11 protein-coding genes are annotated in these 12,534 nt (G+C 63.0%); 7 read left to right on the top strand and 4 right to left on the bottom strand.

The features are described 5' to 3' along the window. Window positions 1-35: 35 nt before the first annotated feature. Window positions 36-875, top strand: a complete 840-nt coding sequence (yghU, locus tag N4Q37_RS14705; protein ID WP_260958731.1) for a glutathione-dependent disulfide-bond oxidoreductase — start codon at window positions 36-38, stop codon at window positions 873-875. 87 nt (window positions 876-962) lie between these two features. Here the strand turns inward: yghU and N4Q37_RS14700 are convergent, their stop codons facing one another. The 3 genes from N4Q37_RS14700 to N4Q37_RS14690 all read right to left on the bottom strand — a co-directional run bounded on the left by N4Q37_RS14700 (window position 963) and on the right by N4Q37_RS14690 (window position 4,662). Continuing rightward, window positions 963-2,483, bottom strand: coding sequence for an FAD-dependent oxidoreductase (locus N4Q37_RS14700; protein WP_260958730.1), 1,521 nt, complete (start codon window positions 2,481-2,483; stop codon window positions 963-965). A gap of 185 nt (window positions 2,484-2,668) precedes the next feature. Then, complete coding sequence (locus tag N4Q37_RS14695; RefSeq protein ID WP_260958729.1) at window positions 2,669-4,006, bottom strand: ATP-binding protein; 1,338 nt, start codon at window positions 4,004-4,006, stop codon at window positions 2,669-2,671. Next, window positions 4,003-4,662, bottom strand: a complete 660-nt coding sequence (locus N4Q37_RS14690) for a response regulator transcription factor (protein ID WP_260958728.1) — start codon at window positions 4,660-4,662, stop codon at window positions 4,003-4,005. Before N4Q37_RS14690 ends, N4Q37_RS14695 begins: the two co-directional genes overlap by 4 nt. 134 nt (window positions 4,663-4,796) lie before the next feature. On the opposite strand from N4Q37_RS14690, the gene N4Q37_RS14685 reads away from it, so the two are divergent. From N4Q37_RS14685 to N4Q37_RS14660, 6 genes are all read left to right on the top strand, one after another. Further along, a complete protein-coding gene (locus tag N4Q37_RS14685; RefSeq protein ID WP_260958727.1) occupies window positions 4,797-5,120 on the top strand; it encodes a PepSY domain-containing protein in 324 nt (107 codons plus the stop codon). A gap of 83 nt (window positions 5,121-5,203) precedes the next feature. Next, window positions 5,204-5,674, top strand: a complete 471-nt coding sequence (locus tag N4Q37_RS14680) for a DUF2271 domain-containing protein (RefSeq protein ID WP_260958726.1) — start codon at window positions 5,204-5,206, stop codon at window positions 5,672-5,674. A gap of 22 nt (window positions 5,675-5,696) precedes the next feature. Continuing rightward, window positions 5,697-7,877, top strand: a complete 2,181-nt coding sequence (locus tag N4Q37_RS14675; RefSeq protein WP_260958725.1) for a PepSY domain-containing protein — start codon at window positions 5,697-5,699, stop codon at window positions 7,875-7,877. Then, window positions 7,861-8,832, top strand: coding sequence for an FAD:protein FMN transferase (locus N4Q37_RS14670; protein WP_260958724.1), 972 nt, complete (start codon window positions 7,861-7,863; stop codon window positions 8,830-8,832). Before N4Q37_RS14675 ends, N4Q37_RS14670 begins: the two co-directional genes overlap by 17 nt. 233 nt (window positions 8,833-9,065) lie before the next feature. Then, the gene (locus N4Q37_RS14665) at window positions 9,066-10,064 is read left to right on the top strand and encodes a response regulator (RefSeq protein ID WP_260958723.1); all 999 of its coding nucleotides are present in this window, start codon (window positions 9,066-9,068) and stop codon (window positions 10,062-10,064) included. A gap of 3 nt (window positions 10,065-10,067) precedes the next feature. Further along, on the top strand, window positions 10,068-11,024 hold the full coding sequence (locus N4Q37_RS14660) for a GGDEF domain-containing protein (protein ID WP_260958722.1): 957 nt from the start codon (window positions 10,068-10,070) through the stop codon (window positions 11,022-11,024). A 201-nt stretch (window positions 11,025-11,225) separates the two neighbouring features. Here the strand turns inward: N4Q37_RS14660 and fabF are convergent, their stop codons facing one another. Beyond that, the gene (gene fabF, locus N4Q37_RS14655) at window positions 11,226-12,512 is read right to left on the bottom strand and encodes a beta-ketoacyl-ACP synthase II (protein WP_260958721.1); all 1,287 of its coding nucleotides are present in this window, start codon (window positions 12,510-12,512) and stop codon (window positions 11,226-11,228) included. Between the last annotated feature and the right edge of the window lie 22 nt (window positions 12,513-12,534).

Raw genomic sequence — 12,534 nt, 5'->3', positions numbered from 1 at the left:
CTGGGGGATCACACCAAACGATGAGGTATGTCCCGATGAGCAAAGCGGCCTACGTTCCGCCCAAGGTCTGGAAAAATGACGCCCCATCTGGCGGCCAGTTCGCCAGCATCAACCGCCCTACCGCAGGGCCGACCCACGAAAAAACCTTGCCGGTTGGCAAGCACCCGTTGCAGCTCTATTCCCTGGCCACGCCCAACGGCGTGAAGGTGACCATCCTGCTGGAGGAGCTGCTGGCCCTGGGGCATACCGGCGCGGAATACGATGCCTGGCTGATCCGCATCAGCGAGGGCGACCAGTTCTCCAGCGGCTTTGTCCAGGTCAACCCCAACTCCAAGATCCCGGCCCTGTTGGACCGCAGTGTCGAGCCGGCCATCCGGGTCTTCGAGTCCGGCTCGATTTTGCTTTACCTGGCGGAAAAATTCGGCGCTTTGCTGCCCACCGACCTGGCCGGTCGCACCGAAACGCTGAACTGGCTGTTCTGGCAAATGGGCGCCGCACCGTACCTGGGTGGCGGCTTCGGGCATTTCTACGCGTATGCGCCGGAGAAGCTCGAATACCCGATCAATCGCTTCACCATGGAAGCCAAGCGTCAGCTCGACGTGCTGGATCGTCGCCTGGGCGAAAGCCGCTACCTGGCCGGCGAGCACTACACCATCGCCGACATCGCGGTCTGGCCCTGGTATGGCCAACTGGTGCGCAACAACGTGTACGGGGCCGCGGAATTTCTCGACGCCCAGCGATACACCCATGTGCAGCGCTGGGCCGAGGAAATTGCCAAGCGCCCGGCCGTCCTCCGTGGGCAGCGCGTCAACCGCACGTGGGGCGACGAGGCGAGCCAGGTGCCGGAACGGCATCAGGCGCAGGACCTGGGCTAGGGTCTGTACGAAAAGTTTTGAGACGAAGGTCAGGCGAGGCTGTTTTCAACGCAGCATGAACGAGTATCAAGGCTTTTCGTACAGAGCCTAAACGCGAAAACCCCGGTCACTGAAGTACCGACCCAAGGCGACCACATCGGCCTGGGGATCCGCCACGGCGACATAGGTATCGGGGCGCAGCAAGTAAGCGGCGTCCCGGCACAACCCGGCCTGCCGATGCGCAGGCTGCCAGGCGAACGTGTGCAAGGGAACTCGATGCTGCTCACTCCACGCTTGCAGGTCGGCTCGCGCCTCGCCGTAGACATGCACCTGCCAGCCAATGGTCGACAGCGGCTCATAGTTATCCGCGCCCGGCACAGGCACCCACGGTAAACGGTCACCGCCCCTTACATCACCGGCCTTGCCGACACTCAACGGACTCTCGTGATAGTGCAGTGTGGTTTGGGACACCATCCGGAACAGGTATTCGCGCAAGTTCTCGTTTTTGTAGGCCACGCTGGCGAAGACCGGCGCGATGCGGGTTCGCACGAAGTCGGCGAAACTGCCTTGGGCGGTGACAAAGGTGAACATCCTGTCCGTCGTTTCCACCAGTTTCTGCGCAAATGCCTGACGCTCCGCCTGGTAGCTGTCGAGCAGCGTGTCGGTGGCCTGCCCTTTCACGACGGCCGCCAGTTTCCAGGCCAGATTGATCGCGTCGAGGATGCCCGTGTTCATCCCCTGCCCACCGACCGGACTGTGGACGTGGGCGGCGTCCCCCAGCAAAAACACCCGGCCCCAACGGAACTGGTCCGTGACACGGTGATGGACCCGATAGGTGGAGAACCAGTTCACGGCATTGATCTTGATGTTCAAGCCGTTGATGGCGGCGTGACCCACGTCGTCGAACGTGAGGGTCTCGGGGTGTTCTGCGCGTTCGTCGCGGACGATGCCGATCAGGCGATAGCGGTCGGCCTCGCCATAAAAGAACACCAGAACGAATTCGGATTGATCGAGGGCGACGTGGGCCTCGTCCGCAGGCTCGAGACCGCTGGCAGAAACGTCCGCCACGTAGAACAGCTGCTTATAAGTGCCACCTTCGAAGCCGCTGCCCACCTGATGACGCACGAGCGAACGCGCGCCATCGCAACCGGCGAGGTAACGGGCGGTGAGCGTTTCTTCATCACCCTGCGCGTGTTTCAGGCGCGCGGTGATCTGGTCGCCACCGTCGTCGAAGGACAGGAGTTCGGTTTGCCGCTCGACTTCGACACCCAGGGCCTGAAGCTGTTTTACCAACAGGCGCTCATGATGATCCTGAGGGTAGATGAGCACGAAAGGATAAGGCGAGACCTCCCGGCCAGCGTCCACCAGCGCAATGCGCGCCTTGCGTTTGCCCAGCGCCCACATGTTCATCGCCGGAGTCTTGTAGCCGTCTTCGATGACTGGCGCGGCCAGGTCGAGCTGGCGATACAGCTCAAGAGTGCGCGCCTGGACGGCCATGGCTCGGGAGGTTTCCCCCGGCCCGCTGCTTTTATCGATGATCCTGACCGCAAGCCCTTGCCGGGTAAGCCATAACGCCAGGATCAATCCGGTAGGCCCGGCGCCCACGATGAGGATGTCCGTTGCTGCCATGATCGCGTCCCGGGATGACCCATGACCTTGAGGTGTCACTTAATCATGGTCGAGGCCAAGTGAAAGTCAACGACCTGCCGGCGGCCGGTCCGGCACCTTGGGCGCAGCTCAATATGGGGGTGTCTGCACCCCCTGAAACCACCCCAAACAACTGAATGTGGGAGCAAGGCTTGCCCGCAATGGCGTCAGTCGGCCGCCGCAAGCGGCAACCAGACACGGACTTCGAAGCCGTCCTGGCGCCCCGTCGCCGGTGACGTCAGCATGATCCGCCCGCCCACGCCCTGCACGATGGTCTTGACAATCGCCAACCCCAGCCCGGCCCCACCGACGTCACTCTGGCCGCGAACAAAGCGCTCGGTCAGGTGCTGTAGTACCGGCTCCGGCACGGCCGGCCCGCCGTTGATCACCCGCAACAGCGCCTGGCCCGTGAGGCTGACCTCGATGGGTTGGTCCGGTGCGCCATATTTCAAGGCATTCTCGATCAGGTTGCGCAACAGAATGGCAAAGGCGTCCGGGTCGATGGTCGAGTACACGCTGGCCTGCGCCGGCAGCAGCAGCTCAACCTGGCGAGTGCTGCCTTGGCGCCATTCGTCCACCACATGGGCCAACAATGGAATGAGGTCCTCGGGTGCTTCCGACAATAGGCCACCGCCCTCGGCCTTGGCCAGTTGCATGAGTTTTTCCGAAAGCCGCGCCAACTCGCGCAAGGCGTTTTCGATCTTTGCCGCACGCAGTCGCAACGACCCTTCGGGCGCCTCATGGCGCAGCCGCTGAACCTGCGCCAGGGTCGCGGCCAAGGGCGTGCGCAATTCGTGAGCGCTGTTGGCGGTAAAGCTGCGTTCACTCTCCAAGGCCTTGCGCAAGCGCTCCAACAGATGGTTGACCGCCTCGGCCAACGGATTGATCTCCGCCGGCAGGCGCGACACCTTGATCGGCGATAAGTCGCCCACCCCCCGGGCCTCCACTGCACGTCGATAGGCAACCACACTGGCCAGGCTCATCCGGACGAACAGCCAGGTGCCCAACAAGCTGATCGGAATCAGCGCCAGTAATGGCAAGAGCAAGGCGAACAGGGCTTCCCGTGCAGCCTCGCGGCGATGCTCCAAGGGCTCGGCGATTTCGATGAATACCGTCTCGCGCAACGCGCTGGTGCCGTAGAGCCGGTATTTGCGCGTGGTGGTGAAGCCTTCGGTTGGATGCTTGCGGAAGACCTTCGGGTTGGCGTCGTGGGATTGCATCAGGATCTCACCCGCGGCATCGCGCACCAGGTACATCAGGTATTGCTTGTGCATTTTCAGCGGCGCGACCTGCTGCGCCTTGTCCGGTGCTTCCCGATTGCTGATCTCCAGCACCGCCAAAGGCAGGATCCGTTGCGCGGTCTCTTGCAGTGCATTATCGAACGCCTCGTTCAGCTCGTGCCGCACCGCCAGCCAGGCGCCGACGGTCGCGCCCAGCCAAAGCAAGGTGATGCCCAAGGTCAGGCCTACGCCCAGGCGTTTTTGCAGGCTCGACGGCGCCCTCATGAGGACGCCAACCGATAGCCCATGCCGCGCACGGTTTCAACCAGGTCGCGCCCCAGTTTCTTGCGCAAGCGACTGATGTACACCTCGATGGTGTTGCTCTCGATCTCGGCGCCAAAAGCGTACAGCCGCTCCTCCAGTTGCGCCTTGGACAGCAACGCGCCAGGACGCTGGACGAAGGCCTCGAACAGCGCCCACTCGCGCGCGGTCAGGTCCACCGTCGCGCCAGCTCGCAGCACCGTGCGAGCGCTCATGTCGATATCCAATTCGCCGACCCTGATCTGTGGGTTGGGGTTGCCGCTGTAACGGCGGGCCACCGCCGCCACACGGGCCGAGAGTTCACTCAGGTCGAACGGCTTGACCAGATAATCATCGGCCCCGGCATTGAGGCCGGCGATGCGATCGGAAATCTGGTCCTGGGCGGTCAGGATGATGACCGGCGTCGGATCACCTGCACGCCGCTGTTGACGCAAAAAATCCAGTCCGCGACCGTCCGGCAGCATCAGGTCCAGCAGAATCAGGTCGTAGGAAGTGCTACGCACGCTGTTGCGCGCATGCTCCAGACGTTGCACCCAATCGACCGCGTGGCCGTCGTCGGCGATCTGTTCACGCACTGCGTCTCCCAGCCCTGGCGCGTCCTCGACCAGTAAAACCCGCATCTTGGCAATTCCTGTGGTGGTTGTCGTGCCGCACCTTAAGCGCCCTACCTGACGTGAATCTGAAGATTCAGCTGGTTGTCAGGAATGCCCTTCAAGGTAGGCCAACGACGACACCCCCGGCAGGAGACAGATCAATGAAATCCGCTTTTATGGCAAGCACCACCCTGTTAAGCGCGCTGCTGTGCGGCTACGCCCTGGCAGACGACGACTGCAGCGACCCGGTGAATCAATGGCAGCCGCGCGAAACCTTGCGCCAGCAAGTGGAGCAGCAATACGGCTGGAGCGTGCAGCGCATCAAGGTCGACGACGGTTGCTACAAGCTCATGGGACTGGACCGCAAGGGCAATGTCATCCAGGCCAGCTTCCTGCCGGCCTCGTTGCATCTGCGCACGCTCAAGATTTATTTCCAGGACGACAGTGATGCCCGGGATTACCTCGGCAGCCCGCTCTCCCAATGAACCGCGTTCCCCCTGCTGCGCTTCAGGTTGTTGTCAGCAAGCAGGTTCAGGCTTGCGACCGACCGATCAAAAAGGACACCCCCATGAAAAAGTTCATCGCCGCAACCTGCCTCGTCGGCGCCCTCGCCTTGCCAGCGCTGGCCCAGGCCCGTGAAGTGACCCTGACCACTCAGCTCAAGCCCTACAGGGGCAATGATGCGTACCTGGCGATCTACCTCACCGATGCCAACGGCCAATACCAGAAAACCCTCTGGGTCGCCGGCAAGAAAGCCAAGTACTACAAACACCTGGGCGACTGGGCCCGTGGCAGCCAGATGAACCCGAGCGAGTACGACGGCGTCAGCGGCGCCAGCGTCGGCAGCGGGCGCACGCTCAAAGTCAGCGTCGAGCTGGCTGACACCTTGATTGACGCCGGGTACCAGATCCGCATCGACAGCGCCGTCGAGGACAAGCGAGATGCCCGCGCCGATGTCAGCGTGCCCCTGACGTCCGCAGGGTCAGGCCAGCCGACGACCGGCAACACCTACGTCGAGTCTTTTACCTACGACCTGTAGTGGTCATTCCTGGAGGCTGAACATGCTTCGCCAGTTCCACTCACTGCCCGGCCTGGTGGCCGCCCTGCTGGTGGCGCTGCTGTCCGTCAGCGGCGCGATCCTTTCGGTCGACCCGGCCCTGGAAAGGCTGCACGGTACCGCCACCGAAGTCGGACAGGTTAATGTCGCGCAGTTGGCCGGGCGCGTCGCCACGCACTTTCCGGGCGTGGAGCAGATCCGGCGCACGGCGTCCGGCACGCTCATCGTCTACTACACCGAGCAAGGCCAGCCCGCCGCTGAAAAGGTCGACCCACTGACCGGGCAAGGCCTCGCGGCCTACCAGCCGTCCGACGTTTCACGCTGGATAAAAGACCTGCATCGCTCGCTGTTGCTGGGTACCACCGGTCACGGCCTGGCAGGAATCGGGGCGCTGCTCATGCTGCTCCTGTCGGTGTCCGGCGCGCTGCTGCTGGTGCGGCGGGTCGGTGGCTGGCGTAACCTGCTACGACCGTTGCGTGGCAACTTCAGCCAGCGCTGGCATGCGCAAGTCGGTCGCCTGGCCTTGCTCGGGTTGCTGTTGTCGTCGCTGAGCGGGCTCTACCTGTGCGCCACGACCTTCGAACTGATCGACGGGGGCAACCAGGACGAGCCGCCCTTCCCGGCCCAGATCAGCGCCGGGCCGGCAATGCCGGTGGCAAGCCTGGCTGCCTTGCAGGCGACGGACTTGAACGACCTGCGCGAACTCGTCTATCCGAGCCCCGACAACCCACGGGATATGTTTTCCTTGCGCACGGTCCAAGGCGACGGTTACGTGGACCCGGCCAGCGGGACGCTAGTGTCCTATCAAGCCCATGACGCGATGTACAACCTCTACGAACTGATCTATCAGTTGCACACCGGCGAGGGTATCTGGTGGCTCGGCCTGTTGCTGGGGCTGAGCGCCCTCGGCGTGCCGTTGATGAGCATGACCGGTGTCCTGATGTGGTGGCGTCGCCGCAAGGCCAGACCAGACATCCGCCACAACTGCGCCGTGCAACTGGCCGACAGCGTGATCCTGGTAGGCAGCGAAAACAACAGCACCTGGGGCTTCGCCAACGCGTTGCATGACGCCCTGCACCAGGCCGGACATCGCGTCCATAGCGCGGCCATGAACCAGTACGCCAACGACTGCGGTAACGCCCGGCAGTTGTTCATCCTCACCTCCACCCACGGCGACGGCAATGCCCCGGCCCAGGCCTCGCAGTTTCTGTCGCGGCTGGCCAAGACCGGCCTGAAACCCGGACTGCCGTTTGCCGTATTGGGCTTTGGTGACCGACAGTTCCCGCAGTTCTGCCAGTTCGCCCATCAGGTCCAGGATGCCATGTTGCAGGCCGGTGGCCGACCACTGCTGGAACTGGAAACCATCGACCGGCAGTCCTCCCAGGCATTCGCGCGCTGGGGCGACAGCCTGGGCGAAGCACTGGGGCAAGGGCTCCAGCTGACCTACACCCCACCACAACCGCCCACTCATGAACTGGTGCTGGCCGAACGTCGCGCCTACGGTGCACAGGTCAATGCTCCGACCCACATACTGCGTTTCAAGGCGCCGGCCACCTTGCCGGATTTCGAGGCCGGCGACCTGGTCGCAATCGTCCCTCCAGGCAGTACGACACCGCGGTTCTACTCGCTGGCCAGCGGCTCGCAGGATGGCTTGCTGGAGATCTGCGTGCGCAAACACAAGGGCGGCTTATGCTCGGAGTTCCTCCACAACCTGAGCATCGGCGCGTCGATCCAGGCGTTTATCCAACCCAATCCGCAGTTTCGCCCGGCATCGGGTGATCATCCGGTGATCCTGATCGGTGCTGGCACGGGCATTGGCCCCCTGGCCGGGTTTATCCGCAACAACAAGGCCCGTCACTCCATGCATTTGTACTGGGGTGGACGCAGCCCAACCTCGGACTTTCTCTATGAAGCCGAGCTCAAGCATTACCTGGCGGACCGACGACTCACCGCGTTACGGCCGGCGTTCTCCCAGGCCCTGGACTGCAGTTACGTGCAAGACCGGCTGCTCGGCGATGCCCTGATCCTGCGCCGTCTGATCGAAAAAGGCGCCCAGGTTCTGGTCTGTGGCGGGCGCGAGATGGCCAAGGGCGTGATGCAGGTACTGGACGAAGTGCTGGCACCGCTCAACCTGAGTGTACTGACCCTCAAGGCACAAGGACGCTACCGTGAAGACGTCTACTGAACTGAAACGCTACAGCCTCAACGGCGAGACCATGGGCACCCGCTACACCGCCCTGTTCTACGCCGAAGCCGGCCTCGACACCGACAGCCTCAATCACCACCTGTCCCGTGTCGTGGACCGGGTGGACCAGCAGATGTCTCTCTACAAACCGAACTCCGATCTCAACCGCCTCAATGCCGCCCCCGAACAACAATGGCAGGTGGTGCCCGAAGCGTTGCTCAAGGTCCTGACGGCAGCATTGCGTGTAGGTCGGCTTTCCAGCGGTGCTTTTGACATCGCCGTGGGTGACCTGGTGAATGCCTGGGGCTTCGGCCCCGACCAACCGAGCCTCCCGACCGCGGCGCTCGATATGACGGCACCGCGACCGCGTCTGTCCGCCTGCGCCGGCCTGGCGCTGGACCCGCAGCACAACCGGGTGCGCAAACGGGGACCGCTGAGCCTGGACTTGAACGGTATCGCCAAAGGCTTCGGTGTCGATGAACTGGCCCGCTGCCTGGACAGTCTGGGCATCACCGATTACCTGGTCGGCATCGATGGGGAAATGCGAGCCCGTGGCGCCAAGCCCGGCGCTCAGCCCTGGGTCGTGGCCATTGAGAAGCCCTGCCGGGGTGTTCGCGAAGTCATGGGCGTGATGGACCTCAGCGACGCGGCCATCGCCACCTCCGGCGACTATCGACACTGGATCGATGTAAGGGGTCAGTCCTATGCCCACACCCTGGACCCGGCCACCGCGGCCCCTGTCTGCAACGCCCTGGCGGCGGTCACAGTGGTGGCAAGCTCCTGCATGCTGGCCGATGCCTGGGCCACCGCGCTGATGGTGTTGGGCCCGACCGAAGGCCCTCGCCTGGCGCAAGCACGGGGGATGGATGCGTTGTTCGTGCTGCGTGACGGTGACCGGTTCCACGAAATAGCCATTGCCGGCGGGCAATTGCAGGCACAGTTGCAAATGCGCTGAACCACTGCGCAGCATCGCCGAGCGCCCAGTCGCCGGACGCTCATGGTCCGCCGCCCCGGCGATCGATGTTGAACACTACGGACAATAACGCCGGGAACCGGAAACGTCCTGCTGACGTCCCAATATTGGACGTTGTGCTTGATGAACCGATCCGGCGAGTGGTCTTCACGCACCAATAAGGGCATGATGATCATCGGATTTTCCCTGATGTTCAACCCAGATGAGCCCCTACTGTGTCAGTGATTCCCCTAGTAGTGTGTGATGACTCCACCATGGCCCGTAAGCAAGTCTTGCGGGCGCTGCCGGCGGATTGGCCGGTGTCGGTCACCGAGGCCGTGAATGGTCGCCAGGCGATGGACGCCATCCGCCAAGGGTTGGGACAGGTGGTGCTGCTCGACCTGACCATGCCGGAGATGGACGGCTACCAAGTGCTGGGTGCACTGCGCAGCGAAGGGCTGAAGGCGCAGGTCATCGTGATCTCCGGGGACGTCCAGGAACAAGCGGTGCGCCGCGTGCTCGAGTTGGGCGCGCTGGCATTCCTGAAGAAGCCGTTCGACGAAAGCGAGTTGCGCCAGACCCTCAGCCAGTTGGGGCTGCTGACGAAACCGGGCGAAGCTGCGCTGCGCCAGCATGCAAGCTCGAACACAGCCGTCAGCTTCCACGATGCATTCCGTGAGACGATCAACGTGGCCATCGGCCGGGCGGCCGCCCTGATCGCCAAGGTCCTTGGGGTCTTCGTGCAACTGCCCGTGCCGAACGTGAACGTCCTGGAGGTCGGTGAGCTGCACATGGCACTGAACGACGCGGGCAGTTCCCAGGACCTCACGGCCATCTGCCAGGGTTTTATCGGCAGCGGCATCGCCGGCGAAGCCCTGTTGATCTTCCACGATTCGGAAATCGCCGACATCGGGAAACTCATGCAGCGCCAGAGCGCCGACTATTCGGACCTGGAAATGCTGCTCGACCTCTCCAGCGTCCTCATCGGCGCCTGCCTGAGCAGCATCGCCGAACAGATCGACGTGGTGTTTTCCCAGGGCCATCCGCAGATTCTCGGCCAGCACGCCGCCATCGAGGAACTGATCGTGGCCAACCACAAGCGCTGGAAAAAGACCCTGGCCGTGGAAATCAGCTACGGCCTGGAAGGACACGATATTCGCTTCGACCTGTTGTTGCTGTTCACGGAAGACTCCATCGGGCGGTTGACCCACAAACTCGCCTACTTGATGAGCTGAGCCATGAATCACTCTATTGATCTGCATGAGTTCCATTGGCTGTTGGCGGTTGTCCAGAGCATTGACGTGGGCGTGGTGGTGCTCGATCGCCAATACCGCGTGCAGGTCTGGAACACTTTCATGGAAAACCGCTCCGGGATACAGCCAAAGGACGCCCATAACCAGCATATTTTCAGCCTGTTTCCCGACCTCGATCAGCAATGGTTCAGCCGCAAGGTCGAAAGCGTCGCGACCCTCGGCACGCCGGCATTCACCATCTGGGAGCAGCGGCCCTACCTGGTGCGTTTCAAGAGCTACCAGCCGATCACCGGCCAGGAAGAGTTCATGTACCAGAACACCACCCTGCTGGCGCTGCGCTCCCCCGACAACAGCATCAACCATGTCTGCCTGGTGATCTACGACGTCACCGACGTCGCCACCAACCGGCATCAGCTCCAAGCCGCCAATGCGCAACTGCAAAAACTCTCCAGCACCGATCGGCTGACCGGCCTGTACAACCGGGGGCACTGGGAAGAAAGCCTCAGAACCGCTCACGCCCGACACCAGCGCTACGGCACGGCCTTGAGCCTGGTGATGTTCGACATCGATCACTTCAAGCGGGTCAACGACACCTATGGTCACCAGGCAGGCGACAAGGTCATCGAGCAAGTCGCCGGGCTGCTCCACGAGCATGTCCGCGAATCCGACGTGGCTGGGCGCTATGGCGGCGAAGAGTTCGGCGTGGTCTTGTCGGACACTGACAAGGAAGGCGCACAGATTTTCGCCGAACGTCTGCGCAAAGCCGTCGAAACGCTGCTGGTACGCTACAACGACCAAAGCATCCGCTTCACCATCAGCCTGGGCGTGGCCGAACTGAACGGCCCCTCGAACAGCCATGCCGAACTGATCAGCAGGGCGGACCAGGCGCTCTATTCGTCGAAGAAAAACGGGCGTAACCAAGTGACGGTGTACGAGTCGTAACGCAGCGTTGGGAGGTCCGAGCTTGCCTCATCGCGAGCAAGCTTTGCTCCCACAACGGATTGCGTTTTTTTGCAGATCCGGCGTTCACTTCAGATCCCTGTGGGAGCAACGCTTGCTCACGATGGCAATCTTACCTTCACCCAAAACTCAAGCCCGAAATCGATCCCCCACCACAGGTTCAGTTCAGTCTTTCAGCCAAGCTCAGGCTTCCCACCGCCGGAACAGCACGCTGGCATTGACCCCGCCGAATCCGAAGCCATTGGAAAGCGCATGCGTCATCGGCATTTCCCGTGATTGCAGGGCGACCAGGTCGAGCCCTTCTGCGCCCTCGTCGGGATTGTGCAGGTTCAAGGTCGGCGGTGCGACCTGGTCGCGAAGCGCCATGACTGTAAAAATCGCCTCAATGCCTCCGGCCGCGCCCAGCAGGTGCCCAGTGGCAGATTTGGTCGAGGTGATCGCCACACCGCTATCACGCCCGAACACCGCGCGAATCGCCGCCAGCTCCCCGTTGTCCCCCACCTGGGTAGAAGTGGCATGGGCGTTGATGTGCTGCACGTCGCCAGGGCTCACCTTGGCCTGGCGCAGCGCCTGCTCCATGGCCCGCCGGGCGCCGTTGCCGTCTTCCGGCCCTGCCGTCAGGTGATAGGCATCGGCGCTGGTGCCATAACCCACCAGTTCCGCCAGGGGCTTGGCGCCGCGGGCCAGGGCATGTTCCAGCGACTCGATCACCAGCAACCCGGCCCCTTCGGACATGACAAAGCCGTCGCGGTCACGATCGAACGGACGCGAAGCCTCCTGCGGGCGCTCGGCAAAGCCCGTGGACAGTGCCCGGGCGGCGGCAAAACAGCCGAGGGTCACGCGGTCTATCGCCGCTTCCGTGCCACCGCAGACGGCAATGTCGGCCTCACCGCTCCTGATCAACCGGGCCGCATCGCCAATGGCCTGCACCCCGGCGGCACACGCCGTGACGGGGGCGCCGAGCGGCCCCTTGAACCCGTGCTGGATGGAAACGTGCCCGGCCGCCATGTTGGCGAGAAACGCCGGTGCGGTGAATGGCGACAATCGCCGAGGACCGCGCTCATCGGTGGTCCGCACGGCGTCGGCAATCGTGCCGAACCCACCCACTCCCGATGAAATGATCGTCGCCGTGCGCTCCTGGCTTGCGGTATCGGTCGGGTGCCAGCCGGCCTGCTCCAGCGCTTCGTGCGCGGCCACCAGGGCAAACTCGATGAAACGGTCCATCTTCTTGCGGTCCTTGGGCGAGATGAGACGTTGCGGGTCATAACCAGCCACAGCGTCTTCCTCCAGGGACGGCACCTGCCCGCCGACCGCCACGCCGGTGCCCTCGGTGATCTCGCCGGGCAACTGACGGATCCCGGAACGCCCGGCCAGTAACCGCGACCAGACCTCTTCCACGCCGCACCCCAGTGGTCCGACCATGCCCACGCCCGCGACGACGATTCGCTTTTGACCTTCGGCAGTCATCATAAAAAACCTCTTCATTTCTCAG

Origin of the sequence: Pseudomonas citri (assembly GCF_025336485.1) — a bacterium.
GTDB lineage: Bacteria > Pseudomonadota > Gammaproteobacteria > Pseudomonadales > Pseudomonadaceae > Aquipseudomonas > Aquipseudomonas citri.
Note: the sequence above shows the minus strand (reverse complement) of the source record. Positions and strands in the feature narration are given on the sequence as shown.

Bases quoted from the DNA above. Each gene is read 5' to 3' on its own strand.
- N4Q37_RS14680 (WP_260958726.1), top strand. From the start codon at position 5,204: ATGAAAAAGTTCATCGCCGCAACCTGCCTCGTCGGCGCCCTCGCCTTG.
- fabF (WP_260958721.1), bottom strand. From the start codon at position 12,512: ATGATGACTGCCGAAGGTCAAAAGCGAATCGTCGTCGCGGGCGTGGGC.
- N4Q37_RS14685 (WP_260958727.1), top strand. From the start codon at position 4,797: ATGAAATCCGCTTTTATGGCAAGCACCACCCTGTTAAGCGCGCTGCTG.
- N4Q37_RS14675 (WP_260958725.1), top strand. From the start codon at position 5,697: ATGCTTCGCCAGTTCCACTCACTGCCCGGCCTGGTGGCCGCCCTGCTG.
- N4Q37_RS14690 (WP_260958728.1), bottom strand. From the start codon at position 4,662: ATGCGGGTTTTACTGGTCGAGGACGCGCCAGGGCTGGGAGACGCAGTG.
- N4Q37_RS14695 (WP_260958729.1), bottom strand. From the start codon at position 4,006: ATGAGGGCGCCGTCGAGCCTGCAAAAACGCCTGGGCGTAGGCCTGACC.
- yghU (WP_260958731.1), top strand. From the start codon at position 36: ATGAGCAAAGCGGCCTACGTTCCGCCCAAGGTCTGGAAAAATGACGCC.
- N4Q37_RS14660 (WP_260958722.1), top strand. From the start codon at position 10,068: ATGAATCACTCTATTGATCTGCATGAGTTCCATTGGCTGTTGGCGGTT.
- N4Q37_RS14700 (WP_260958730.1), bottom strand. From the start codon at position 2,483: ATGGCAGCAACGGACATCCTCATCGTGGGCGCCGGGCCTACCGGATTG.